24 protein-coding genes are annotated in these 25,652 nt (G+C 69.5%); 12 read left to right on the top strand and 12 right to left on the bottom strand.

The features are described from left to right. Positions 1-3: 3 nt before the first annotated feature. The 5 genes from HWX62_RS03780 to HWX62_RS03760 all read left to right on the top strand — a co-directional run bounded on the left by HWX62_RS03780 (position 4) and on the right by HWX62_RS03760 (position 4,314). Positions 4-1,119 (top strand): Rieske 2Fe-2S domain-containing protein, encoded by a 1,116-nt coding sequence (locus HWX62_RS03780; RefSeq protein ID WP_175930152.1) that lies wholly within the window; start codon positions 4-6, stop codon positions 1,117-1,119. A 255-nt stretch (positions 1,120-1,374) separates the two neighbouring features. Further along, positions 1,375-2,052 carry a heavy metal response regulator transcription factor gene (locus HWX62_RS03775; protein ID WP_175929787.1) on the top strand — a complete coding sequence of 226 codons (678 nt, stop codon included), beginning with the start codon at positions 1,375-1,377 and terminating at the stop codon, positions 2,050-2,052. After that, positions 2,049-3,509, top strand: coding sequence for a heavy metal sensor histidine kinase (locus HWX62_RS03770; RefSeq protein ID WP_175929788.1), 1,461 nt, complete (start codon positions 2,049-2,051; stop codon positions 3,507-3,509). Before HWX62_RS03775 ends, HWX62_RS03770 begins: the two co-directional genes overlap by 4 nt. A gap of 164 nt (positions 3,510-3,673) precedes the next feature. After that, positions 3,674-3,919, top strand: a complete 246-nt coding sequence (locus HWX62_RS03765; RefSeq protein WP_175929789.1) for an AbrB/MazE/SpoVT family DNA-binding domain-containing protein — start codon at positions 3,674-3,676, stop codon at positions 3,917-3,919. Next, the gene (locus HWX62_RS03760) at positions 3,916-4,314 is read left to right on the top strand and encodes a type II toxin-antitoxin system VapC family toxin (protein WP_175929790.1); all 399 of its coding nucleotides are present in this window, start codon (positions 3,916-3,918) and stop codon (positions 4,312-4,314) included. The genes HWX62_RS03765 and HWX62_RS03760 overlap by 4 nt, the downstream gene beginning before the upstream one ends. Positions 4,315-4,658: 344 nt before the next feature. Here the strand turns inward: HWX62_RS03760 and HWX62_RS03755 are convergent, their stop codons facing one another. The 4 genes from HWX62_RS03755 to HWX62_RS03740 all read right to left on the bottom strand — a co-directional run bounded on the left by HWX62_RS03755 (position 4,659) and on the right by HWX62_RS03740 (position 11,665). Next, positions 4,659-6,179, bottom strand: a complete 1,521-nt coding sequence (locus tag HWX62_RS03755) for an efflux transporter outer membrane subunit (RefSeq protein WP_175929791.1) — start codon at positions 6,177-6,179, stop codon at positions 4,659-4,661. 31 nt (positions 6,180-6,210) lie between these two features. Continuing rightward, entirely contained in the window at positions 6,211-7,611 is a 1,401-nt protein-coding gene (locus HWX62_RS03750) for an efflux RND transporter periplasmic adaptor subunit (protein WP_175929792.1), read from the bottom strand. Between the two features lie 52 nt (positions 7,612-7,663). After that, positions 7,664-10,912, bottom strand: coding sequence for an efflux RND transporter permease subunit (locus HWX62_RS03745; protein WP_175929793.1), 3,249 nt, complete (start codon positions 10,910-10,912; stop codon positions 7,664-7,666). Positions 10,913-11,314: 402 nt separating this feature from the next. After that, the gene (locus tag HWX62_RS03740) at positions 11,315-11,665 is read right to left on the bottom strand and encodes a BON domain-containing protein (protein WP_175929794.1); all 351 of its coding nucleotides are present in this window, start codon (positions 11,663-11,665) and stop codon (positions 11,315-11,317) included. Between the two features lie 58 nt (positions 11,666-11,723). On the opposite strand from HWX62_RS03740, the gene HWX62_RS03735 reads away from it, so the two are divergent. The 3 genes from HWX62_RS03735 (at position 11,724) to HWX62_RS03725 (ending at position 13,960) form a co-directional block, all read left to right on the top strand. Beyond that, on the top strand, positions 11,724-12,185 hold the full coding sequence (locus HWX62_RS03735) for a hypothetical protein (protein ID WP_175929795.1): 462 nt from the start codon (positions 11,724-11,726) through the stop codon (positions 12,183-12,185). Between the two features lie 167 nt (positions 12,186-12,352). Further along, a complete protein-coding gene (locus HWX62_RS03730) occupies positions 12,353-13,306 on the top strand; it encodes an AraC family transcriptional regulator (RefSeq protein ID WP_175929796.1) in 954 nt (317 codons plus the stop codon). A 219-nt stretch (positions 13,307-13,525) separates the two neighbouring features. Further along, positions 13,526-13,960 (top strand): DUF3331 domain-containing protein, encoded by a 435-nt coding sequence (locus HWX62_RS03725; protein ID WP_175929797.1) that lies wholly within the window; start codon positions 13,526-13,528, stop codon positions 13,958-13,960. 88 nt (positions 13,961-14,048) lie between these two features. Here HWX62_RS03725 and HWX62_RS03720 read toward each other — a convergent pair whose 3' ends face one another. The 7 genes from HWX62_RS03720 to HWX62_RS03690 form a co-directional block, all read right to left on the bottom strand. Further along, a complete protein-coding gene (locus HWX62_RS03720) occupies positions 14,049-14,399 on the bottom strand; it encodes a hypothetical protein (protein WP_175929798.1) in 351 nt (116 codons plus the stop codon). A gap of 135 nt (positions 14,400-14,534) precedes the next feature. Next, positions 14,535-15,275, bottom strand: coding sequence for an SDR family oxidoreductase (locus HWX62_RS03715; RefSeq protein ID WP_175929799.1), 741 nt, complete (start codon positions 15,273-15,275; stop codon positions 14,535-14,537). A gap of 92 nt (positions 15,276-15,367) precedes the next feature. Further along, positions 15,368-16,279, bottom strand: coding sequence for an SDR family oxidoreductase (locus HWX62_RS03710; protein ID WP_175929800.1), 912 nt, complete (start codon positions 16,277-16,279; stop codon positions 15,368-15,370). A 44-nt stretch (positions 16,280-16,323) separates the two neighbouring features. Then, positions 16,324-17,433, bottom strand: a complete 1,110-nt coding sequence (locus HWX62_RS03705) for a HoxN/HupN/NixA family nickel/cobalt transporter (protein ID WP_175929801.1) — start codon at positions 17,431-17,433, stop codon at positions 16,324-16,326. A gap of 73 nt (positions 17,434-17,506) precedes the next feature. Then, positions 17,507-18,538, bottom strand: coding sequence for a DUF4331 family protein (locus tag HWX62_RS03700; protein ID WP_175929802.1), 1,032 nt, complete (start codon positions 18,536-18,538; stop codon positions 17,507-17,509). A 240-nt stretch (positions 18,539-18,778) separates the two neighbouring features. Continuing rightward, positions 18,779-20,098 (bottom strand): MFS transporter, encoded by a 1,320-nt coding sequence (locus tag HWX62_RS03695; RefSeq protein ID WP_175929803.1) that lies wholly within the window; start codon positions 20,096-20,098, stop codon positions 18,779-18,781. Continuing rightward, a complete protein-coding gene (locus tag HWX62_RS03690) occupies positions 20,095-21,381 on the bottom strand; it encodes an ATP-binding protein (RefSeq protein WP_175929804.1) in 1,287 nt (428 codons plus the stop codon). The genes HWX62_RS03695 and HWX62_RS03690 overlap by 4 nt, the downstream gene beginning before the upstream one ends. A 326-nt stretch (positions 21,382-21,707) precedes the next feature. Here HWX62_RS03690 and HWX62_RS03685 point away from each other — a divergent pair, with 326 nt between their 5' ends. Next, a complete protein-coding gene (locus tag HWX62_RS03685) occupies positions 21,708-22,529 on the top strand; it encodes an alpha/beta hydrolase (RefSeq protein ID WP_175929805.1) in 822 nt (273 codons plus the stop codon). Positions 22,530-22,582: 53 nt separating this feature from the next. Here the strand turns inward: HWX62_RS03685 and HWX62_RS03680 are convergent, their stop codons facing one another. Further along, positions 22,583-22,933, bottom strand: coding sequence for a DUF4148 domain-containing protein (locus tag HWX62_RS03680; protein WP_175929806.1), 351 nt, complete (start codon positions 22,931-22,933; stop codon positions 22,583-22,585). A gap of 393 nt (positions 22,934-23,326) precedes the next feature. Between HWX62_RS03680 and HWX62_RS03675 the strand changes: the two genes are divergently transcribed. Genes HWX62_RS03675 through HWX62_RS03665 form a run of 3 tightly spaced genes read left to right on the top strand, consistent with a single transcriptional unit; the run spans position 23,327 to position 25,529 of the window. Continuing rightward, on the top strand, positions 23,327-23,713 hold the full coding sequence (locus HWX62_RS03675) for a response regulator (RefSeq protein ID WP_175929807.1): 387 nt from the start codon (positions 23,327-23,329) through the stop codon (positions 23,711-23,713). A gap of 42 nt (positions 23,714-23,755) precedes the next feature. Further along, a complete protein-coding gene (locus HWX62_RS03670; RefSeq protein WP_244135943.1) occupies positions 23,756-24,865 on the top strand; it encodes an ATP-binding protein in 1,110 nt (369 codons plus the stop codon). Continuing rightward, positions 24,855-25,529, top strand: coding sequence for a response regulator (locus tag HWX62_RS03665; protein WP_175929808.1), 675 nt, complete (start codon positions 24,855-24,857; stop codon positions 25,527-25,529). Before HWX62_RS03670 ends, HWX62_RS03665 begins: the two co-directional genes overlap by 11 nt. The last annotated feature ends 123 nt before the right edge of the window (positions 25,530-25,652 follow it).

Below are 25,652 nucleotides of genomic sequence, written 5' to 3'. Positions count from 1 at the left end.
ATGATGGACGACGTTCAATTGAATCAGGCGGATGCCGGCGAGCATCCCGCGGCGGCGTACGACGCGACCACCCGCGTGGCCGCGAGCTGGTACGTCGCGATGCGCTCGGACCACCTCAAGGACAAGCCGACGGCGTTGACGCTGTTCGGCCGGCCTTGCGTCGCCTGGCGCGACGCGACGGGCCGGGCCGTGGTGATGGACCGCCACTGCGCGCACCTTGGGGCGAACCTGGCCGACGGGCAGGTCAGGGACGGGAGCATCCAGTGCCCGTTTCACCACTGGCGCTACGACGAGCACGGCCAGTGCGTGCACATTCCCGGCCACAGCCCGGCGGTGCGCCAGCTGGCGCCGGTGCCGCGCGGCGCGCGCCAGCCGACGTGGGTCACCGTCGAGCGGTACGGCTACGTGTGGGTCTGGTACGGCTCGCCGCAGCCGCTGCACCCGCTGCCCGACATCGCCGCGGCCGACGTCGACAACGGCGATTTCATGCACCTGCACTTCGCGTTCGAGACGACGACGGCGGTCCTGCGGATCGTCGAGAACTTCTACGACGCGCAGCATGCGACGCCCGTCCACGCGCTGCCGATCTCGGCGTTCGAGCTCAAGCTCTTCGACGACTGGCGCCCGTGGCCGGAGGTCGAGCCGCTGGCGCGGGCGGGCGCGTGGTTCGGCGCCGGGATCGACTTCACCGTGAACCGGTACTTCGGGCCGTTCGGCATGCTGTCGCGCGCGCTTGGCATGAACATGTCGCGGATGAACCTGCATTTCGACGGCTACCCGGGCGGATGCGTGATGACCGTCGCGCTGGACGCAGACGTCAAATACAAGCTGCTCCAGTGCGTGACGCCGGTGAGCGACGGCAAGAACGTCATGCACATGCTGATCTCGATCAGGAAGGCGCGCGGCGTGCTGCGGCGCGCGATCGACTACGTGCTGTTCGGGCTCCAGACCCGACAGGCGGCCGGGTACGACGTCAAGATCTGGAACGGGATGAAGCCGGACGGCGGCGGCGCGTACAGCCGGTACGACAAGCTCGTGCTGAAGTACCGCGCGTTCTACCGCGGCTGGGTCGACCGCGTCGGGGTGAGCGAGCCGCCATGCGCGAGCCGGCGGCGTTAGCCTGACCGGGCCGGCCGCGCCGTTCCGTCAGGCGCGCGCGAACAGCGATGAACCGCACGGACGGCCGGCGTTGGCGCGCGCGTCTGAACCAGTCCGCGACTTCAATGTGTCCCTGTTTTCGTGCAACCGCACGCCAGGCTGACCGGTCGATTACAGTTTTGTCATCCATGCCGTTCGCGCTTGCACGCAGCGATGCCGCGTCGCCGTTTCCCGGTAACATCGCCGCATGTCCCCACGAATGCGACGGAGCCGGCCATGCGTATCCTGATAGTCGAAGACGAACCCAAGACGGGCGCGTACCTGAAGAAGGGGCTCGAGGAATCGGGCTTCAGCGTCGATCTCGCGAAAGACGGCGCCGAAGGGCTGATGCTCGCGCAGGAAGAGCGTTACGACGTGATCGTGCTCGACGTGATGCTGCCCGTGCTCGACGGCTGGGGCGTGCTCAAGCGGCTGCGCGACACGCACACGACGCCGGTGCTGTTCCTGACCGCGCGCGACGACGTGCAGGACCGCGTGCACGGCCTCGAACTCGGCGCCGACGACTACCTCGTGAAACCGTTCGCGTTCGTCGAGCTGCTCGCCCGCATCCGCACGCTCGCGCGTCGCGGGCCGCCGCGGGAGACCGAGCATCTGGCGGTCGGCGATCTGGACATCGACGTGGTGCGCCGCCGCGTGAAGCGCGGCGCCACGCGGATCGATCTCACGCCGCGCGAATTCTCGCTGCTGCAGCTGCTCGCGCGCCGCCAGGGGGAAGTGCTGAGCCGCACGCAGATCGCGTCGTACGTGTGGGACATGAATTTCGACAGCGACACCAACGTCGTCGAGGTCGCGATCCGGCGGCTGCGCGCGAAGATCGACGACGCGTTTCCGGTCAAGCTGATCCATACCGTGCGCGGCGTCGGCTACGTGCTCGAACCGAAGGGCGACGCATGACGCGCCCGCGCTCGCTGGCCGCGACGCTCGCGCTTGCCTTCGCCGCGACCACGCTGGCCGCGTTCGCGCTCGTCGGCGCATATGTGTATGCCGGCCTCGAGCGGCAGGTGAACACGCAGGACGATCTCGACATCGTGCTGGCCGCGCGCCACACGCGCCGGCTCGCGGGCGAGCTGGAGTCGCTCGACGCGGTGCGTGCGCATGCGGAGCGGCTGACGAGCCAGGTGCTGGGCAACGAGGCGCTGTCGATGGCCGTCGTCGATGCGGGGGGCGAGGTCCTCGCGCGCCACAACGTCCGGCTCGCCGCGCTCGACGATGCGCCCGCGGCCGCATCGGTTCCGCTGGCCGACGCGCAGCTGTTCGCGCCGCATGCGGTGCCGGTGCCTGCGAACGACCGGATCACGGCCGACCGGCTCGTCACGTGGACCGCCGACGGCGGCACGCCGATGCGCGGCGTCGTGATCGAGGCCGCGCTCGGCGACCGCACGCCGATCCGCATCGCGATCGCGCGCAACATGCACGACCGGGCCGATCTGCTCGACGGCTACCGCGACCGGCTCGAGATCGCGGGCGGACTCGGCGCGCTGTTCGCGCTGCTGCTCGGCTACTGGCTGATCCGCAAGGCGCTCGCGCCGCTGCGCGAGATCGTCGACGACACCGGCCGGATCACGGTCGACAAGCTCGATACACGGCTCGACGCGTCGCGCGCGCCGTCGGAGCTGCGCGCGCTCGTCGATGCGCAGAACGCGATGCTCGGCCGCCTGCAGCAGGCGTTCGCGCATCTGTCGCAATTCAGCGCCGATCTCGCGCACGACCTGCGCACGCCGCTGAACAACATGCGCGGCGCCACCGAAGTCGCGCTCGCGCGGCCGCGTTCGGCCGACGAGTATCAGACGCTGCTCGAATCGAACCTCGAGGAATACGACCGTCTCGCGCGGATGATCGAGAACGTGCTGTTTCTCGCGCGCGCCGAGCATCCGAGCTTCGTCACGCGGCAGCGCGCGTTCGACGTGCGCGAGGAACTCGAGCGCATCTCCGAGTATTTCGAGGGGCTCGCCGACGAAGCGGGCTCGACGCTGCGCGTCGAAGGCCAGGGGCAACTGACCGCCGACGTCGAGCTGTTCCGCCGCGCCGTGGGCAATCTGCTCGCGAACGCGCTGCGTTACACACCGGCCGGCGGTGTCATCACGCTCGCCGTCGACGAAACGGCCGATGCGGTGCGCGTCGTCGTCGAGAATCCGGGCGAGCCGATCGATCCCGCGCTGCTGCCGCGTATCTTCGATCGCTTCGTGCGCGGCGATCCCGCGCGCAGCGGCGGCGCGCCGGGCGGCACGGCCGGGCTCGGCCTCGCGATCGTGCGCTCGGTGATGGAGCTGCACGGCGGCACCGCGCAGGTCGAAAGCGATGCGCGCGGCACGCGGTTCGTACTCACGTTCAACCGGCCGCGGGCTGCGTGACGGCGGGTTCCTGCGTGATGGTGTTCGATTCCGCGCCTGAACCTGCACTCGCGCTCTGCTGAGGTCGGCCGATCTCGGCGGTTTTTGCCGTTCGGTACATCTGCGGTTTGCCCTTGCTTTTCGATTCTCCTTACCTTAAAGTAAGGAATATTGGAGGTATCACCATGACGGCAGCAACTATCACTTCGAAGGGCCAGGTCACGATTCCCGTGGACGTGCGCAATCAGCTTGGTCTGGCCTCGGGAGACCGGATTGAATTCAGCTTCAACGAGACAACCGGCCGCTATGAGATCTACCCGGCCACGCGCTCGCTCACGTCGCTCAAGGGCATCGTGAAGAAGCCCGCGAAACCGGTGTCGGTCGAGGACATGAATCGAGCCATCGCAGAGCAGGGGGCATCCGCACGATGATCGGACTGGATACGAACGTGCTGGTTCGCTACTTTGCCCAGGACGACGTCGTTCAGTCGAAGAAGGCGACAGCGCTGATGGAGTCCCTGTCGGCCGAACGGCCGGGGTACGTTTCGCAGGTCGCACTGGTCGAGATCGTGTGGGTACTCGGGCGCTGCTACGGTGTCGAGCGAGAGCAGATGAAGGACATCATCGACTCGATGATCGGCACCAAAGAACTGGTCGTTGAAGGCGCGGACACGGTGCGGAAGGCGCTTCGAGTTTTTGCGGCGTCCGCGAAGGCGGATTTCGCGGACTGCTTGATCGAGCGTTCAGCGCATGTAGCCGGGTGCGAGTACACGGCTACTTTCGACGTGACCGCCTCGAAGGTTGCAGGGATGCAGTTGATCAAGTAATCACGGCACGAGCCGATAAACCGGGAAACGTGGACTGAACAATGGGCGTAAAGGCAAACATCTCCGCCTCGTCAGGGGCCTGGATCAAGGCGCGTGTTAGCGTCCATTGACTGCCTTGTACGGTAAAGCTGGTCGTCGCATCGACAACCTTCGCGGTGCCCTCCTTGTCGTTACGGTCTACCGCAAGGCAATCGACCCGGGCGCAAGTGATGGGGAAGACATGGTTCGCGTGACTGACGGTGACATGTCGTGGAATGACGTCAACGAGCCGTATTACCGACGTGCAGCCTTTTGTTCGCCGAGCGAAGAGTTGGAATGATGCTACGGCTGCGCGCCTCTCACGTTCAACTGGCCGCCGCGGGTTCCTTCGCGCCGGCTTTTGATTCCGCGTCCGCGTCCGCGGCTGCGCCCGCGCTCGCCTGCCAGCCGCCGCCCAGCGCCTTCAGCAACCCGACTTCGGCTTCCATCCGGCGCGCGTCGATCTGATCGGCCGTGCGCCGGTTCGTCAATGCGATCGTCTGCGCGGTCACCACGTCCAGATAGCTGACGGCGCCCGCGTTGAAGCGATTCGTCGTCAGCCGCAGCGACAGGTCGGCCGCGTCGGTCGCGCGCTGCTGGCTGACGGCTTCGGACGCGAGCGCGTCGAGCGCGGACAACTGGTCCTCGACCTGCTGGAACGCGACGAGCACGGTCTGCCGGTAATCGGCGACCGCGCCGTCGTATTGCGCGTGCGCGCCGCGCAGCGACGCGCTGCGGCGGCCGCCGTCGAACAGCGTGCCGGCGAGTTGCGGGCCGAGCGACCAGAACAGGCTCGGCGCGGTGAGCCACGGCGCGAAGAACGAACTCTCGAGGCCGGCGCTCGCCGACAGCACGAGATCCGGGAAGAACGCGGCGCGCGCCTCGCCGATCTGCGCGTTCGCGGCCGCGACCCGGCGCTCGGCCGCCGCGATGTCGGGCCGCCGCTCCAGCAGTTGCGACGGCACGCCGGCCGGAATGGCCGGCACGTGGAAGGGCTGCACGCGCGGCGCCAGCGCGAACGTCGACGCGCTCTCGCCGACGAGCGTCGCGATCGCGTGCTGCAACTGCGCCCGCGACGCGTCGATGTCGGTGTCCTGCGTGCGCGTCGATTCGAGTTGCGTCTCGGCTTGCGCGACCGCCGACGCGTCGATCGCGCCGGCCGCGAGTTGCTGCTTCAGCAGCGTCAGCGCGTCCGCGTACGCACGCACCGTGTCGTCGAGCAACTGCTTCTGCGTGTCGAGCGAGCGCAGCGCGAAATAGTCGGTCGCGAGTTCGGCCGTGACCGACAGCTTCACGGCCTGCAGGTCGGCCGCGCTCGCGGCCGCGTTCGCCTGTGCGCCCGCCACCGCGTCGCGCACGCGGCCGAACACGTCGGGCTCCCAGCTCGCGGCCACGCCGGCCTGGTAGTCGGGCGTCGTCTTGCCCGCGAGCGACGAGCCGAGCCGGTTCTGCGACACGCGCGCGCGGCTTTGCGCGGCGCCTGCCGTGATCGTCGGCAGGAAGCCGGCGTGCTGGTAGTCGACCATCGCGCGGGCCTGCTGCAGATCGGCGACGGCTTTCTTGACCGTCTGGTTCGACACGTCGACGCGCGCTTCGAGTGCGTTCAGGTCGGCGTCGCCGAAGACGGTCCACCAGGCGCCGCGCGCGGCGGCGTCGGCCGGCATCGCGGCGCGCCAGCCGGCTTGTTCGGCAGGTGCCGACGGCGCACCCGCGTAGTGCGCCGGCACCGCGACGGTGGGCGGCGAATAGGGCGGCAGCGTCGAGCAGGCGGTCAATGCGGCCAATGCCGTGGCGGCGCCGAGCGCGACGGCGCGGCGGGCGAACGGAAGCGGATGGGAAAGGCGCATGGCAGGGATCTCGTGTGTCGTCGTCGATGGGTCAGCCGTGGGCGGGCGCCGGAGCGGGCGTCGACGCGGCCGGCGCCGTGCCGGCCGCGCGCGGCGGCGGCACGTCGCGTGCAACGGTCGCGGACGCCGGTTGTGCGGCCTGCGCGGACGAAGCAGACGAAGCCGCAACCGGTGCCGCAGCGTGCGCGCTCGACACGATCTTCACCACTTCGCCGGCCGCGATCGCGTCGCCCGGGTTGTCGATCACGCGATCGGTCGCCGCGAGCCCCGCGACGATCTCCACCCGCGTGCCGAAATCGCGCCCGATCTGCACGGTCTTCAGCGCGGTGCGCCCGTTCGCGTCGATGGTGGCGACGGTCACGCCGTTCGGGCGGAACAGCAGCGCGCTGACCGGCAGGTCGAGCGCCGGCGCCGCGCTCGGCAAGACGAGATGCGCCTGCGCATACGCACCGGGCATCAGCACGCCATCGCGGTTGTCGACGTCGATCTCGACGCGCAGCGTGCGCGTGACGGGATCGATCGCGCCCGCGCTGCGCGCGACACGCGCGGCAAAGCGCCGCCCCGGATACTGCGGCGTCGTCAGATAGACCTGCGTGCCGGCCGACACGCCGGTCGCGCTGTCCTGCGGCACGTCGACGAACACGCGCAGCGTGTCCGTCTGTTCGAGATGGAACAGTTCGCCGGACAAGCCCGGGCTGCCCGGCGTGCCGCCCGCGGTGACCAGCGTGCCGACGTCGACGTTGCGCGCGGTGATCACGCCGTCGAACGGCGCGGTGACGGATTCGTACGACACGAGCTCGGCAAGATGCGCGACGTTTGCCTGCGCGGACGCGAGCATCGCGCGCTTCGCGTTCATGTCCGCGACCTTCGTGTCGGTGTCCTGCTGCGACACCGATTGCGTCTTCAGCATGTCCTGCCAGCGCTGCGCGGTGGATTTCGCATAGTCGTAGTTCGCCTGGGCGCTCGCTTCGTCGGCGCGCGCCTGGCGCAACTGCGCGTCGAGATCGGGCGCCGAGATCTGCGCGAGCGTCTGGCCGGCCTTCACGTGCGTGCCGAGATCGGCGCTCCAGTGCGCGATGTAGCCGCTCGTGCGCGCATAGATCGACGCGTCCGCATACGGCGCCACCGAGCCGGGGAGCGTCAGCGTCTGGTCGGCCGGCGCGGCGCCGGGCACGATGACCGACACCGGCAGCGCCTGCTGCGCGGCCACCTGCGCACGCTGGGCGGCGCGTGCTTCGATACGCGGCACGATGCCGAGCGCGAGCAGCGCGGCGGCGAGCGCGACGGCCGCGAGCGGCACGGCGAGCGTGCGGCCGCGGCGAGGCGGCGGTGTGTCGGGGGTGGCGCCGCGCGCGGCGGGCGGCACGACTGCGGCCGCGGTGGCCGTTTCGGCGGCGGGTGGCGGGGCGACGGGTTCGATCGAGTCGTTCATGATGGGTCCGGGGTCGGGCGAATCGAAGGATGAGAAGGGGCGGGCGCCGCGCTCACTGCAGTGCCGGCGTGTCGGGCGCGTGCTGCGCGCGCCGGGCGGCCGCGGCGTCGCGGCGCCGCGCGAGCCACGCATGGACGAAGCCGAACAGCACCGGCACGAACAGCAGCGTCGAGCACGTGCCGAACGCGAGGCCGCCGATCACCGCGCGGCCGAGCGGGGCGTTCTGTTCGCCGCCGTCGCCGAGGCCGAGCGCCATCGGCAGCATGCCGATCAGCATCGCGAGCGCGGTCATCACGACGGGCCGGAAGCGGCTGAAGCCTGCGTCGAGCGCCGCCTGCCACGGCGACGCGCCGCCCGCGAGCAGCTCGCGCGCCGCGTTCACGACGAGAATGCTGTTCGCGGTCGCGATACCGATGCAGAGAATCGTGCCGGTCAGCGCGGGCACCGACAGCGTGGTGCGCGTGACGAACAGCATCCAGGCGATGCCGGCGAGCGATGCCGGCAGCCCGCCGACGATCACGAGCGGATCGAGCCACGACTGGAAGTTCACGACCATCAGCAGGTAGACCAGCGAGATCGCGAGCACGAGGCCGCCGAGCAGCCCGGCGAACGACTCGTGCATGGCCTGCACCTGGCCGCGCAGCACGATCGACGACCCGGGCGGCAGTTGCGCGCGCGCGGCGTCGACGAGCTTCGTCACGTCGGCCGTGACGCCGCCGAGGTCGCGGCCCTGCACCGACGCGAAGATGTCGAGCACCGGCTGCACGTTGTAGTGCGACACCACGGCCTGCTGCGTCGAGCGCGAGAACGTGCCGAGCGAGCCGAGCAGGTTCTGCGCGGGCACGCCCGCGGCCGGGCCGCCGGCCGGCGTCTGCGGCGAGCGCGCGGTGCCGGCGGGCAGCGGCACGTTCGCGAGCGACTGCAGCGAATTCACCGTGTATTGCGGCGTCTGCACGAGCACCGGGTAGCTCACGCCGTTGCGCGGATCGAGCCAGAAGTTGGGCGTCGTCTGCGAGCTGCCGGACAGCGCGATCAGCAGGTTCTGCGCGACGTCGCGCTGCTCGAGGCCGGCCTGGATCGCCTTCGTGCGGTCGACGTTCACGTCGATCGCCGGTTCGTCGCCGGGTTGCTGGATGCGCGCGTCGACGAGCCCGCGCACGCCGCGCAGCTTCGCGAGCAGCGCATTCGCGACCGCGCGGTTCTGGTCGAGCTTGTTGCCGACGATCTGGATGTCGATCGGCGCGGGCAACCCGAAGTTGAGGATCTGGCTGACGATGTCGGCCGGCAGGAACGCGAACGTCACGCCGGGGAACGACTGCGCGAGCACGTTGCGCAGCTTCGCGACGTAGGCGGCCGTCGACGCGTGATTCGGCTTCAGCGTGATCAGCACGTCGGCGTCCTCGGTGCCGATCGGGTCCGACGAGTCGTACGTGAGGTTGATCCCGCTCACCGGCACGCCGATGTTGTCGAGTACGGCCGCGAGCTGGTTGGCCGGAATCACGCTACGGATCTTCGCCTCGACTTCGTCGGTCAGCCGCGCGGTTTCCTCGATCCGCGTGCCGGTCGGCGCGCGCAGGTGCAGGCGGATCTCGCCGGTGTCGACAGACGGGAAGAAGTCCTGACCGGCGAACGCGTAGAGGCCGGTCGATGCGACGCACGCGAGCAGGAACGCGGCCGCGAAGCGGCGGCGCCGCGCGATCGCCGCCGACAGCAGCGCGCGATAACGCAGCCGCACGGCCTCGAAGCGATGCTCGAACGCGGCCTGGAAACGCGCCAAATGCACGAGGGGCGCGAATACGCCGCGCGGCGGCCGGCCGTTTCCGCTGGCGCGCATCAGCGTCATCGCGAGCGTCGGCACCAGCGTGCGCGAGAAGAAGTACGACGCGATCATCGCGAAGATCACGGCCTCGGCCAGCGGCACGAACAGGTAGCGCGCAACGCCCGTGAGCAGGAACATCGGCACGAACACGATGCAGATCGACAGCGTCGACACGAAGGTCGGTACCGCGATTTCTCCCGAGCCGGTGAGGATCGCGTCCTCGAGCGGCGCGCCCAGTTCCAGGTGATGCGTGATGTTCTCGATCGCGACGGTCGCGTCGTCGACGAGAATGCCGACCGCGAGCGCGAGCCCGCCGAGCGTCATGATGTTGATGGTCTGGCCGAGCGCGGACAGCGCGAGCAGCGACGTGAGCACCGCGAGCGGGATCGTGATCGCGATGATCAGCGTCGCGCGCCAGCTGCCGAGAAACAGCAGGATCATCAGCGCGGTCAGGCATGCGGCGATCAGCGCTTCGCGCACGACGCCCTGGACCGCCGCCTTCACGAACACGGACTGATCGTCGAGCGGCGCGATGTGCAGCGCCTTCGGCAGCCCCGCCGCGATCTTCGGCAGCATCGCCTTCACCTGGTCGATGATCGTCAGCGTCGACGCGCTGCCGGTCTTCTCGACCGTCAGCAGCGCCGCGCGCTTGCCGTCCGCGCGCACGATGTTGGTCTGCGGCGCGTAGCCGTCGCGAACGTGCGCGACGTCGCGCACGTACACCACGTTGCCGCCGATCGTCTTCACCGGCAGGTCGTTCAGCGCGGCGACCGTCTGCGTGCTGCCGTTCATCTGCACGTTGTATTCGTGCGTGCCGATCTTCGCGGTGCCGCCCGGCAGGATCAGGTTCTGCGCGTTGATCGCATTGACGACGTCGATCGGCGCGAGCCCTTTCGCCTGCAGCGCACGCGTATCGAGATCGACGACGATCTGGCGGATCTTGCCGCCGAACGGCAGCGGCACCGCCGCGCCCTGGACGGTCGCGAGCTGCGTGCGGATGAAGCTGTTGCCGAGGTCGTACAGCTGCTGCTCGGCGAGCGTGTCGCTCGACAGCCCGAGCTGCAGGATCGGTACCGTCGACGCGTTGTACGTGATGATGTTCGGCGGCAGCGTGCCGGGCGGCAGGATGCGCAGGATCGACGCGGCGTTGCTCGCGGCTTCCGCGATCGCGCGATTGATGTCGGCGCCCGGGTGAAAGAAGATCTTCACGACCGACACGCCGTTCAGCGACTGCGACTCGATGTGCTCGATGTCGTCGACGTCGGACGTGAGCGCGCGTTCGTAGTTCGACGTGATCCGCTTGGCCATGTCCTCCGCGGAGAAGCCGTTGTACGACCAGACGATGCTGACGACCGGAATGTCGATGCTCGGGAAGATGTCGGTCGGCGTGCGCAGCAGCGCGAGCGGTCCCGCGATGAAGATCAGCAGCGCGAGTACGACGAACGTGTAGGGCCTGCGTAATGCCAGCCGGACGATCCACATGATGATGCTCCTCGAAGCAGGGCTCGGATGCGCATTCGATGCGACGAGCGTGCAGTCTGCCGGCGCGGCGTTGACCCGACCCTGACCCGAAGATTACGAAGTCGTTATCTGTGCGGGCGGAGCGGCATCGGTCGCGGATTTCGAATTTGTCATCCGCCGGTCAGCCCCGCGCGCGGGTGCCGTATCGAGAATGCGCACGTCGGGCAGCCGCCGTCGCGGCCAGGCCGCCCGCGGCGCATCGCCGATGCGCTGCGTCGAACCCGTCAGGAGCGTGTCGTGATGAAACCCTTCCGCATTGCCGAGATCGCCGTCGTGCGCGCGTTCGCGACCGCGCCGTCCGTGGCGGCGCACGCGAGGCATCGCGCCGCCGGCGCGGCGCGTGCCTGCGCCGTCATGCGTGCGTCAATGTCCGGGTTCCTTCACGGACAGGTGGTTGACCACCGACTTCGCCGGCGCGGCGGTCTGCGCCGCGGTTTGCGCGAGTTCGATCTGCGCCTGTTCGGGAACGGTGCCGTCGAGCGTGATCGTGTTTGCGCGCGCGACGACGCGAATGTCCGACGTCGCGAGACCGCGCGTCGACGTCAGTGCCTTGCGAACCTGGGTTTCGGTGTGCCAGTTCGCGCGGCGGAGCTGTTTCTTGCCGGCGCTCGAGACGGCGGATGCCGGCGCGGGGGCCGCGTCCTGCGCGACTGCGGCAGTCGCCACCGTGAGCAGCGGGATCAGGGCCAATACGGCGAGCTTGATGGGGCGCATGTTTTCCTCTCGTTGAACGTGGCGCCGAGACGGGCGTCGACGCCCGGCCCGTGCGCGTGTGGAGATTCCCGCTGGCGACGTACCGCTGCGATTGCGGCGCGGGCGGGCCGCCGTCTCGGTCAGGCGCGAGACGGTGCCTGCGCCGTGCAGCGCATCGATATCGTCGTCGTTCGGGCAACTGGAGTATCGGGTCTGCGCGCGGGCCCGGATTGCCGCAGCGCACGCCGGTTTGTCCATTGGCACGGAGCGGGCGCGCCGTATCCGGCCGCGGCGCGAACCGCGCGGTTGCGTTCGTGCCTATCGGAAAACCTGCGTTCGCCGTTCGGGGTTGAATGCGCGCTTGCCGGGCTTCGAGACGGTTTTCATGTCGGGCGCCGGCGCGCCAGCCGATCGCATCGCCGGACTATACGAAAGTATGAAGGCGTCGACCGGATCGGTGCCCCGTTCGATCGGCGGCGAGGCCGGCGCGCGGCGGCGGCATGCGGGCGGCACGCTGCGCGGTGCCCGCGAAACCGCCTGAAGGTGCCCGCGTCGCGCCATTAAACCTCGATATGACGCGCCCCATCGATTGTCGTTTTCGTGCATCCCTATGTACGGCTGGCCCGCGCGGTACCGATTCGCTACCGTTGAGTCGACGCGGCGCACCGCTGCCGATCACCGTCTTACGATCTTTTTCGGATAACCATCATGATGCTTTCCTTGCCGAATCTCTCAGGTTCCGTTCACGACGTCGACGCGTGCGGTCGGCAACCGGCCTCGCACGATCCGATCAACGTCGAGCGCGCATGGCGCGAGCCCGGCGCGGCGCCGCAGGCCGACATGGCGCTTTCGCGGTGGACGCGAAAGGAAGCGACGTCGGTCGCGGTGTCGAACGACGGCAGCGACCGATGGCACTGCATCGGCATCAGCCTCAAATGCACGTCGCTGACGTTCGCGCATGCGGGCCGCGTGCTGGTCGACGGACGCTTGACCGCGGGCACCGCGCAGATCACCGCGCCGGGCGTGCCATGCCGCGCCGTATTCCACGGCGCGAGCGACGTGCTGCACCTGTTCGCGTCGCAACGCGTGCTTGCCGAATGCTACGAGGACCTGTTCGGCCGGCCGCCGTCGGGCGATGTCGTCATCGACGATCCGCGCCTGATCCGCGACCCGGCCCTCGAGCGGCTCGGCCAGGCGCTCGCGGTGTCGCACACGCGCGACGGCGCGCTCGGCAAGGTGTTCGCCGACGGCGTCGGCCTCGCGATCGTGTCGCGCGTCATCGCCCGTCACTTCTCGGCGCCGCAGCGCGATGCGCGCCGGACGGCCGAGTTGCCGTCGTGGCGGATGCGGCGCGTCGTCGAATACGTGGACGCCCATCTCGCCGATCCGATCGGCCTGGCCGACATGGCGCGCAGCGCCGGCCTCACGCGCATGCACTTCGCCGCGCAGTTTCGTCATGCGACGGGGCTGCGTCCGCACGAATACCTGATGCGCCGCCGGATCGAACGCGCACAGCAATTGCTGCTCGAATCGCGGCACAACGTGCTCGACGTGGCCCTGAGCAGCGGATTCCGCTCGCAGGCGCATTTCACGACGGTATTCAAGCGCTTCGTCGGCGCCACGCCGTGCTGCTGGAGGACGGGTGCCCATGAAGAACGGTGAGCGGATTCGCGCGTTCCTCGCGATCAGCGAGGCGTTTCTGTGCGGCGCCGCCGGCGCGCATGACGACACCCGCGGGCGGCTGCCGCGGCCGGCGCCGATGCGCGATGCCGTCGCGCGGCGCGCCATCCGCGCGGGCGACGTACCGGGCCGGCACGCGGCGGCGCCGATGCGCGGCGCGCGGCGGGAAAACACGATGGGTTCATGCAACGGAGAGGAACGATGATGGAGAGTCGAACGAACGTGACGGACATCGATCCGTGGACGCAGACGCTCGGTCTGCTCACGCAACTCTGTGCGCCGCGCGAGGTCCGTGCGGCCGCGCGGCCTCGGGAAGCGCGCCGTACGCGCGCCGGCGCCGATCCGAGGCACAAGCCGTCCGCGGTGTCGGCGCGGCGCACGGTAGCCGTCAGTTTCGTCGAGCGCCAGACCGCGACGACCGTGTCGATCGCGTGGCGCGACGCGACGCACTGCTCGTATGGCGACCAGGTGTGGCAGACGGCGCGTGCGCGCGTCGGCGGCGTATGCGCGGTAAGCGGGCGTCCGGTCGAGCCGGGCGATTCGATTTACCGGCCGCGGCCGACCCGCCCGGTGCCGCTCAATGCAGGCGCGATGATTCTCGCGTCGGTGCTGGAGCAGATCGAGCAAGCGGCTTGAACGCACGCGCGGCCGTGCGGGCCGGCCGTCGCCCCGCACGTGCCGGCGCGGTGCCGGATTGCCCTGCATCGCGCCGGTACCTGTCGCACTATGTCCAGTCTTTCGAATCGTCGATCGAGTGCCGGTAACCGGGCGCTCGACCGGCGTGGCCGAGCCGCTTGCCGACAGGGGCCTGGCGCGGCGGCCCGGCGTAGCCGGCGGCGTTCCAGGCGGGCAGATGGGCGGGCATGCGCACGGCTCCGTGCGCGGCATGCGATTGCGTGGCGGCGAATGCGCTGCCGCTCGCCATGCGCTCGAGCGGCAGTTCGGTATCCGAGCCGACCGCTTCGATCGTGTCGAGGAACCGTGGCGACTGCGCCGCACAGACGGCCCATGCGACGAGCGCCACGGCGCTCGACAGGCAAAGCGCTTGCAACGGACGGATGACGGTCGGCTTCATGAAGACTCCTTGCTGATCGGAGGCGGACGATGCGGCCAACGCCGTCGACGCAACCGGCGCTCGCGCGTGTCGGCACGTTCGTCCGACATGCGCGAGCGCGGCCGCCTGCGGCGCTTCACGCTCGTGCGGCCGCCGTCAGCACATTCCGCCGTTCGCGCGGACGACCTGGCCGTTGATCCATCCGCCCTGCGGGCTCGCGAGGAACGCGACGACGGCCGAGATGTCCTCCGGCTGCCCGAGCCGCTCCATCGGATTCATCTTCTCCATGCGCTCGATGAGTTCCGGGCTCTTGCCGGCGAGGAACAGCTCGGTGGCCACCGGCCCCGGCGCGACCGCGTTGACGCTGATGCGCCGACCGCGCAGTTCCTGTGCGAGCACCTGCGTGAGCCCTTCGACCGCGCACTTCGTCGCGATGTACACCGCATAGGTCGGCAGACGTACGCCGGTCACGCTCGTCGTCAGGTTCATGATCCGGCCGCCGTCGCGCACGCGGCGCGCGGCTTCGCGGGACACGTTGAACGCGCCCTTGAAGTTGATGGCGACCGACCGGTCGAACGTCGCGTCGTCGAATTCGGCGATCCGTGCCTGAAGCATCACGCCGGCGCTGTTGACGACGACGTCGACGCCGCCGTACGCCTTTTCCGCGGCATCGAACATCGCGATGGTGGCCGCCGGATCGGCGACGTCGGCCTTGACGAGCAACGCGTCGCCGCCTGCCTGGCGGATGCGGGCGACGACTTCTTCCGCCGGTGCCGCGTTGCTTGCATAGTTGACGACGACCTTGAAACCGTCGTGCGCGAGGCGAACCGCGATATCGGCGCCGATGCCGCGCGACGAACCGGTCACGATGGCGATCTTGTCGGACGATTGAGACATGGGTGCTCCTTCAATGAAGGCCGGGCGGCTGGGCGCGTCGCGCGGCCGAGCCCGGACGGGTGGATGATCGATTGCGGGTGAAACGGTGCGCGTCACGCGCGATTCGGCTCCGGGACGCGCGGCGACAGAAGATCGGACAGGCCGACGCGATGCAGCATCTCCGCGCGCAGCCGGTCGAGCACCGCAAAGCCGACGTTCGCGCCGTCTTCGGTCGGATCGATGTGCACGCGAAACGGCCGCTTGCCGGCAGGCGTCGCGACGACGTCCACGATGGCATCGGCGACGAGGCTCGCGTGCGCGTGCGCCGGCACGATCGCGGCGAACGCTTCCTGCACTTCGCGGCCGAAGTCCGCATAGGGTCCGGCGTCGTATTCGGCCGCACGCGCGGCGTCGGCCGGCGCGCTCGCGTGGGCGAAATGATTCGTGCCCTGCGTGAAGGCACCCGGCACGACGATCGACGTCTCGATGCCCCAGCGCGACAGTTCGCGCGCATACAGCACGGCGATCGCGTCCATCGCGGCCTTCGCGCCGAAATACGGTGCGAGGTACGGCGGCGTGCCGCCGGCGGCGCTGCTGCTCGATACCCAGATCAGCAGCCCCTCGCGCCGGCCGCGCAGGTGGGGCAGCACGGCGCGGTTCACGCGCTGGGTGCTGAGCACGTTGATGTCGTACAGCTGCGCGTACTGCTCCGGCGTGAACGCTTCGGCCGGCCCGAACGCCATGTGGCCGGCGTTGTGGATCAGCACGTCGATGCGGCCCGCTTGCTCGATCACCTGCGCGACGGCGCGATCGATCGACGCGTCGGACTGTACGTCGAGTTCGAGCGGGCGCAGGTCGATGCCGGCGTCGCGTGCGAGTGCGTGCAGCTGTTCACGGGCCGGCGCATTGCGCCCGCCGATGTCGCGCATCGACGCGTAGACGGTGTGGCCCGCGCGTGCGAGCGCTTCGGCTGTCAGCCGGCCGAAGCCGCTGGATGCGCCGGTGACGAGTATGACTTTGCTCATGATGGATGCCCTCCGTAGGCAAGTGAACGTGACGTTGCGCAATGCTATGCGTCGCGGCCGACGGCCCAGCGCTGCTCGAACCGCCCGACCTTCCAGATCGCAATCGACACGGCCCAGGTGGCGACGAACAGGCCAACGATCGCGAAGCCGAGATCGTTGAGGTCGAGCGCGGCGAGCCATGTGCCGGCCGCGCCGTGCGTACCGAGTGCGCGGTTGAGCAGGCCGAGGACCTCGACGGTGCCGATGACGAGCGCGACGCCGATCGACAGACCGGTGACGACCAGGTTGTAGTAGATCTTGCGAACGGGCCGTGCGAGGGCCCATCCGTACGCGACGTGCATGAACGAACCGTCGATCGTGTCGAACAGCAGCATGCCGGCCGCGAACAGCACGGGCAGGCACAGAATCGCGTACCACGGGAGACCGGACGCGGCGCCGGAGCCGGTCAGCACCAGCAGCGCGATTTCGGTCGCGGTATCGAAGCCCAGCCCGAACAGCAGGCCGACGAAATACATCTGGCCCGGCTTGCGCACGATGCGCATCAGCGGGGCGAGCACGCGGGCGACGAGGCCGCGCGACTCGAGGCGCCGCTCGAGCTGGGCTTCGTCGTAGCGACCCGTGCGCATCGCGCGGAACGCCGCGTACAGGTCGTGGAACGCCGCGACGTTCAGTGCCGCGATCGCGTAGAGAAAGACGCTCGAGACGACGGCGCCGAGCACGCCGGTCAGCGTGCGCAGCGTCGACCCGGCGTCGACCACATGCGCGGACAGCGAGCGCATGCCGAGCGAGATGAGCACGGCGAGCCCGAATACGACGCTCGCGTGCCCGAACGAAAACCAGAAACCGACGCTCGCCGAGCGCTGGCCTTCGCCGAGCAGCTTGCGCGTGGTGTTGTCGATCGCGGCGATGTGGTCCGCGTCGAACGCATGGCGCATGCCGAGCGAATACGCGGTGATGCCCGCGCCGATTCCGAACGCGCGGGAACCGACGCTCAGATGCTGCGGGACGATCAGCGCGATCAGCGTACCCCAGCCGACGACGTGCAACAGCACGATGAAGGCGACGATCGCGATCGCGGAAAGATCGATCGACGCGATGCGGTGTCGGTGTGCCCGGTCGGTGCCGGACGGCGGGAGATGGCGACGTGCAAGCATGGGCAGCCTCGTCAAGGGGAGCAGCGCGCCCGGCGGCGCGCGGACGCCGGGCGCGGGAAACGCCGGGCCGGCGTCAGGCTTTCGGAACGTACGGGAACGTGGACGACGGCTTCGACGTGACCGATTCCTTGCCGATCCCGAGGCGGATCGGCGTGTTCGACGCGATCGTGAACATCACGTCCGGCGCGTTGTCGGTGAGCGATCGCCCGTTCCACTCGGCCATGCCGAACACGGCGGGCGTGCCGATCGTGTACGGCAGGATGTTCGGCAGGAACCGATGCGCGACGGCCGTTGCATAGCCGACCGGATCTTCGGCGGTGCCGTTCGCGCGCACCGCGCCGGCCACCGATGCAATCACCGTTTCGCCGTATGTCGCGAAGTCGTCGGCGGGGCGGCCCGCGTTCAGCCGGTCGCCGAGGTCCTCGTTGTATTGGGTGAAGAGCGGATGAATCATCGGCAGTCCGACGCGATTGATCGATCGCCAGCCGCCGGCGTCCGTCGCGAGGGTCGCCACCGCCCATACGCCGACCTTGCGGTTCGCGCCGGCATTCGCGAGGAGCTCGGCGTCGGGCACTTCGAGCACGATCGAGTACACGGTGTGGCCCGCGAACAGGTTGCGCGCGTCGCCCGGCTGCCACGTCCCGAGGTCGAGCGGGGTGCCATCCTGGAACGCATGGCCGACCGCATGCAGCACGTCGGGTTCGATCCAGAACGGATCGCCTGCCTTGCCGGCCCAGACGCGCGTACCGGACGGCGCGGTGACCGCTTCGTTGGTGCCGCCGCGCGCGACGAGTTCGCCGTCGGCATGCGGATCGGCGGCCGCCGCGCCCGCGATGCGGCGCAGCTCGAAGCGCTGGCGCCCATGCGCGTCGCGCGCGTCGAAGCGGATCCGGTACGTGAGCTCTTCGATCGCATCGCCGTTCAGATCGAGCTTGAATTCGTAGAACCCTTCCGGGTGATAGCCGGGCGTCGGCACGTCGCCCGCGATCGAGTGGCAGACGTTGATCGCCAGTACCGTTCCCGTCTCCCCGCGAAAGCAGTAGAGGTCGGTGATGTCGAGGCGAATGTCCTGCCGCGCGAGCGGGGAGTCGAGATGATGTGACATGGTTCGATCCTGTCCGAAGTGGGGCTGCGGGTGGGCAGACGTGCCGTCTCGCGTATCGCGCGATGCGCGCCGGCACGGTCTTCGACGCTTTTCAGCGGGACGTCGGACGCTTCGATCGACGATGCGTCGGACGACAGGCGGATTCTGGAAGGGAGCGGGGCAGGGCGCTGTCGGCAAACGGCGGGCGTTTGCGGAATCGCACGACGGCGACGTGGCGGCGGCCGCCGCCGGAAGCGGCGTTCAGCGTCGTACGGCGGGCGTTCGCGCGTCGGCCGCGTGAACGGCGGCGAGCGCGACCAGCGTGACGGCGGCCGATACGAACACGTAGGCGCCGGCCGCGCCGCGCGTGCCGGCCCACGCGTTCACGGACGCGACGACGAACGGCGCGGTGCCGCCGAACAGCGCCACGCCGGTCGCATAGACCACGGAGAGGGCGGCCGCCCGGCCGTGCGCCGGGAACATGTCGAGTATCGCGACGATGCTCGGCGCGCCCGCGAGCGCCGACAGCCCGGCGAACAGCGCGACCACGCCGAGCAGCGCGAGCGGATGCGCATGGACGGCCGCGAAGTGGAATGCCGGCAGGACGACGGCCATCGTCAGCGCGCGAGCCAGCACGATGGTGCGGATGCGGCCGATGCGATCGGCAAGCAGGCCGCCCGCGATCGACAACGCGAACGTCACCGCGCCGACGGCCGCGGTCGTCACGAACGATGCATGCGCGGACGGCGGCGGGCCGGCGACGCCGAACGTCGTCGTGTAGGTGGCGACGTAGGTCGGCACCGTGCCGCCGAAAATCAGTGCGATCGCGAGCAGCCACCGGCCGCGATGCTGCCGGAGCATGCCGCCGAACGCGGTCGTCGCGGTGCGCCGTTCCCACGTTTCGTCGATATGGCGGCGCAAGTAGATCTGCACGGGAATCAGCGCGGCCGCGAGCGCGAACGGCACGCGCCATCCCCAGCGCTCGATCTGCGCGGCGCTCAGCGTCGCGTACAGCGCGATCCCGCAGGCGCCGGCGGCGGCCAGCGCGAGCCCCTGCCCGGCCATCAGCCAGCCCGCGTACGTGCATGTGCGCCCGGGCGGGCACCGCTCGATCAGCAACGCGCCGGACGCGCCCATCTCGCCGCCCACGGCAATGCCCTGCAGGATCCGGCACAGCAGCACGGCGATCGGCGCGGCGATGCCGAGCGTCGCGTAGCCCGGAATCACGGCGAGCCCGAACGAGCCGGCCGTCACGAGCGCGGCGCTCAGCAGCAGCGCCGGCTTGCGTCCGGCGGCATCCGCATGGACGCCGATCGCGATCGCGCCGAGCGGCCGCGACAGGAATCCGGCGGCGAAAGTGCCGAGCGACAGGAGCGGGGCGTAGGCGCCGGCGACGTGCGGGAAGAACGTACGCGTGATGAAGGCCGCGTACACGGCATAGGAGAAATAATCGAAGAATTCGAGCGCGTTCGCCGCGACGACCGTCGCGACGAGCCGGCGCTCGGATGCGCGCCGCTGCGCCGCGGCGGCATCGGCCGCGCGCGCGGCGCCGGCGGGCGGTTTCGCGCGGCGCCGGCTCAATCGTCGGCCCGGCCGGAAGCCGGTCCGGCGCCGGCCGCCGCGTGCGCGGACGAAGGCAGCGTGAAGCAGATCCGCGTGCCGTGCGGGCCGGTGTCGCCGATCCAGATCGTGCCGCCGTGCGCTTCGACGATCGATTTCGAAATCGGCAGGCCCATTCCCATGCCGTCGCGCTTGGTGCTGGAAAACGGCTGGAAGATCGCGTCGCGCGGCGCGCCGGCGATCCCGCAGCCGTCGTCGGCGACTTCGAACAGCGTATGCGTATCGTCGTAGCGGCCGGCTCGCACGCGCAACAGCCGCTCGCGCGCGTCGGCGGGCGCCGCGTCGATCGCGTGAATGCCGTTGATCAGCAGGTTCGTCAGCACTTGCTGGAGTTGAATCCGGTCCGCATGCGCCGTCGTGCCGGCGGCGACTTCCGCGGCAAGCGTGATCGCATGCGCGCTCGCTTCCGATGCGACCAGTTGCATCGCGGAAGCCACGACCTCCGCGCAGTCGAGGTCGACCGCCTCCACCGGCGCACCGGCCAGGAACCCGCGCAAGCGCCGGCAGATGTTCGCCATGTCGTCCGTCCACCGCGACGCGTGGCGAAAGGCGGCGGTGGCCTCGGCGATGTCCGGCTCGCTGCGCTCCAGCCACCGGACGGCCGCGTCGAGCGCCGTGCGGATCGCGCCGAGCGGCTGGCCGATCTCGTGCGTGATCGACGCGACGAGCTGGCCCATCATCGACACGCGGGCCGTACGCGCGAGCTGCGCGCGCAGCGCATCGAGCCGTTCGCTGTTCTCCTTGTATTCGGTGACGTCGAATGCGTAGAAATGAAGCCGGCGGTATGCGTCGTCGTCGGCCGGCAGCGAGCAGCGCCAGACGATCGGCACTTTCCTGCCCGTCAACGTGGAGAGCGTACGCTCGCCCTGGCACGACGAACGGCCTGCGAACATCGCATGCAGGACCTGCGAATTGCTGAGCCGGCTGGCCGGCAGCAGTTGCCCGGCCGCGGCGAAAAACGCGTCCTTCGATGCCGCCTCGAACAGCGACAGCGTCGCGTCGTTCGCGTCGACGAACGCATGCAGCCGACGCATTTCGTCGATGACGTCGGGATGCGCGTCGAGGTAGGCGTCGAGATCCGTCACGCCGCGCGCCTTCAGCGTATCGATCCAGCGTTTGATGCCGGACCAGTCCTCGATCAGGATCGGGATCGGCGCGCGGCGGAACAGCGTGTCGACGCGTGCGTCGTCCGCGCGCATGGTCCGATCGGGCATCGTGTCAGCCGCTGCGTGAGGTTCGTTCATGGTGGAGTGCCACGTTGGCCGTGCGTCCGGGCGACGCCCCGCGACACGGGGCATGCCATCTCGCCGAAAAATGCGCGCCGATTATACACAGACAAAATGGCCGGATTGCCGCGCGAAGCCGCCGCCCCGGTCGATCGCGCGACGCGCGAGGTCATCGTGCGGAACGGAAATGCGGCTCGCGTCCGGAAAACCGGCCGGCCGTGCGATGCCGAGAATGGCGCGGATGCACGATGGCGCGATCGGCAAAGGGCCGGTGCGCGCGCCGTGCGACACCGCCGCATGCCCGCGATCGCGGGCGACAGCGGCCTTCTCGAAGGAGCATGAACATGGCGAAGCTCATACTGAAAGACGGCACGGAACTGTTTTACAAGGACTGGGGCACGGGCCAGCCCGTGGTGTTCTCGCACGGCTGGCCGTTGAACGCCGACGCGTGGGACGCGCAGATGATGTATCTCGCCGAGCGCGGCTTTCGCGTGATCGCGCACGATCGCCGCGGACACGGCCGCTCGAGCCAGCCGTGGAACGGGAACGACATGTCGCGTTATGCCGACGACCTGGCCGAACTGATCGAGTCGCTCGACCTGAAGGACGCGGTGCTGGTCGGTCACTCCACCGGCGGCGGCGAAGTGGCGCGTTACATCGGCCGGCACGGCACGCAGCGCGTCGCGAAGGCGGTGCTGATCGCCGCCGTGCCGCCGCTGATGCTGAAAACGGCCGCGAACCCCGGCGGGCTGCCGCTGTCGGTGTTCGACGATATCCGCAGCGGGGTTGCCGGGAACCGCTCGCAGTTCTTCAAGGATCTCGCGGTGCCGTTCTACGGCTTCAATCGCGACGGCGCGAAGCCTTCGCAAGGCACGGTGGACGCCTTCTGGTATGCCGGCATGCAGTGCTCGATCAAGAGCGCATACGACTGCATCAAGGCCTTCTCCGAAACGGACTTTACCGACGATCTGCGGCGCATCGACGTGCCGACGCTCGTCCTGCAGGGCGACGACGACCAGATCGTGCCGCTCGACGATTCGGGCCGGCTGTCGGCCGAGATCGTTCGCGACGCGCGGCTCACGATCTATCCCGGCGCGCCGCACGGGCTGTGCACGACGCATGCCGATCGCGTGAACGCGGATCTGCTCGCATTCATCCGCGCGTGAACCGCCGTCCCGCCTCGCGCGCGCAGGCTCGGCGCGCGGGCGGGCGACGCGGTTCAGCTGCCGAAGTACGGATTGCAGAAGCTGGCCGGTCCGACGCAGCTCCCGCCCTTCGCGACGGTGCGCGTGGCGCGGGTGCCGGCCGCGCTGCCGCCCTCGGGCGCGCCGCCGTATCCCTGCGCGAGCGCCTGCCGCGTGTCGTTCGCGGCGATTTTCGCTTCGGCGGCCTGGATGTCGGTCGGGTAATCCGCATTCGCGCCGCGCGACGGCAGATAGCCTGCCTGCTCGACGCGGGCCAGGTCGGCGCGTACCTGCGCGCGCGTGACGGGCGCTGCGGCCTGCGCGTGACCGGCGACGGGAATCAGCGCGCAGGCGCCGAGAATCAGTGAGACGGCGATGTTCTTCATGATGACGCTCCTTCGGGTATCGATGGGGACAGTGACAATGCGTGCAAGCACGCCGGCGACGACCTGTGCCGCGTGGCAATCGTTCGAGGCGGCGGACGGCGGGACGCGGCGAAAAGGGCGTGCCGGCTGCCGATCGATGGTCGGTCGACGCGTGCAATATAGGGGGCGCGCGCCCTGGATCGTTACGCGAACGCACGCAATCCTGCGGATTCGCCGGATCGCGAGCGGCGCCGGCGGCTGTCGGCCCGGTTTCCGGCGTGGCGGGCGGGAGCGGGCGGCCGCGACTATACGTACATATGATTTCCGCGGTCGATCGATTTCTCTAAGATGGCTGGGGTCAGGGCGGCCGGTATCGCGCCGCCCACCGTACGATTCCGGCCGAGGGCCCGAGGTGTGCAGAAAAATCCGATCGTTTCGATTGTCGACGACGACGAATCCGTCCGCGTCGCAATGTCGAGCCTGGTGCGTTCCCTTGGCTGGACGGCCCGCCTCCATGCGTGCGCGGAGCAGTTTCTCGCGGCGGACCGCATGGACGACGTCTGCTGCATCATCTCGGACGTCCAGATGCCCGGCATGTCGGGCCTGGAGATGTATCGCCGCCTGGTCGAGCGCGGCATCGCGCTGCCGGTCATCTTCATTTCCGCGTACGCGTCGGATACCGTCCGGCGGCAGGCGCTCGACATGGGCGCCGTCTGCGTGCTCGGCAAACCGGTGGACGCGGCCGAGCTGGCGCGTCGTCTGGAATCGGTGAAGCCGGGCGGCGCCGATGTGGCGCGCTGATCCGTGTTTCCCTTTCCCGGCGCGGCACGCCGCGGAACGATGATGACGCTCGACCGAAGCACCGGCAAGCGCTGGCGCGACGATGCGCGCGTGCTGTACGCGTTGGCCGGCGCGCTGGCCGCGGCGATCTTCGTCGTCGACGCGACGTCGCCCGACATCGCGATCGCGGTGCTTTACGTGGTCGTCGTGCTGCTCGTCGCGTCGGCCGGCTCGCGGCGCGCGACGTGGGTGACCGTCTGCGCGTGCATCGCGCTCGCGCTGCTCGCGTTCGCGCTGTCGCACGACGAACGCTATTCGGGCGGCGCGCTCGCGCGCTGCGGGGTGAGCCTGTTCGCGATCGTCGCCACGGCATGCCTTTCGCTGCGCAATCGCTTGCCGACGGACCTGACCGAACGCGCCGCCGCCCAGGACGCGCTCGACCGTTCCACCGCCGAGCTCGCGCACGCGATGCGCGTGACGATGCTCGGCGAACTCGCCGCGTCGATCGCGCACGAAGTCACGCAGCCGCTCGCCGCGATCGTGACGGCGGGCGACGCGGCACTGCGCTGGATCGACCGGCCGGAACCGGATCTGGGCGAGGCGCGGCAATCCGTCGGCCAGATGATCCGCGACGCCGGGCGGGCGTCCGACGTGATGCGGCAGATCCGCGCCATCGCGCGAAAACGCGTGCCCGAGCAGACGCCGCTCGATCTGAACGCCGTTGTGCGAGAATCGCTCGGGCTCGTGCGGCGCGAACTCGACAGTCGGCGGATCGACGTCGAAGCCGACTACTCGGCGTCGCCGCAGCGCGTGCGCGGCGAGCGCGTGCAACTGCAGCAGGTCGTCATCCATCTCGTGATGAACGCGGTACAGGCGATGTCGGACGTCGAACCGGGCGCGCGCCGCCTGCGCATCCGCACGCATGCGTTCGACGAGCGACACGCGGGCGTCGTCGTCGAGGACAGCGGCACGGGGATCGGGCACGCGGATGCCGATCGTCTGTTCAGCGCGTTCTTCACGACCCGGGAGGATGGCATGGGAATGGGACTGTCGATTTGCCGATCGATCGTCGAAGCGCACGGCGGCCGTATCTGGGCGGACCTGCGCGCGGGTCCGGGAGCCGTCATGCAGTTCGTGTTGCCAGTCGAGGAGGAAACGAATAATGAGCACTGACGCGCAGGATTCGGCCGAACAGGCGATCGTCTACGTCGTCGACGACGACGAATCGATGCGCACGGCCGTCGACATGCTGCTTCGATCGGTGGGCCTGCGCGTTCAGGTGTTCGCATCCGCGCACGAATTTCTCGCGTTCGACAAGCCGGACGTGCCGAGCTGCCTGATCCTCGACGTGCGCCTGAAAGGCCAGAGCGGCCTGGCGGTTCAGGAGCAGATCGCGGCCGCCGACCTGCGGCTGCCGATCATCTTCATGACCGCCTACGGCGACATCGCGATGTCGGTGAAGGCGATGAAGGCCGGCGCGATGGATTTCCTCGCGAAACCGTTCCGCGAACAGGACATGCTGGATGCCGTGTCCGCGGCGCTCGCGCGCGACGAGCAATGCAGGCGCGGGCAGCGCGCGCTCGCCGATCTGCGCGGCCGGTATGCGACGCTGTCGGCGCGCGAGCGCGAGGTGATGGCGTTCGTCGCGAGCGGGCTGATGAACAAGCAGATCGCGGCCGAAATGAATCTCAGCGAAATCACCGTGAAGATCCATCGCGGACAGGCGATGAAGAAGATGGACGCGCGCTCGCTGGCCGACTTCGTCAAAAAGGCCGAAGCGCTGGGCATCGATCGGCCCGCCGAGTCCGCCGTCGCGCCGAGGATTCGCGGAACCTGAATCCGGGTGCCGCACCGCGCCGGCCGCGTTCGGCCGGCACGCGCGCCTGGCCGTTCGAATCGACAAGCACGCCCGGGTCGCGAAACGATCCCCTCCATGCAAAGGGCATGATGGCTGCGCCTG

The organism is Burkholderia sp. BCC0506 (genome assembly GCF_902833145.1).
Classification (GTDB): Bacteria; Pseudomonadota; Gammaproteobacteria; order Burkholderiales; family Burkholderiaceae; genus Burkholderia.
Note: the sequence above shows the minus strand (reverse complement) of the source record. Positions and strands in the feature narration are given on the sequence as shown.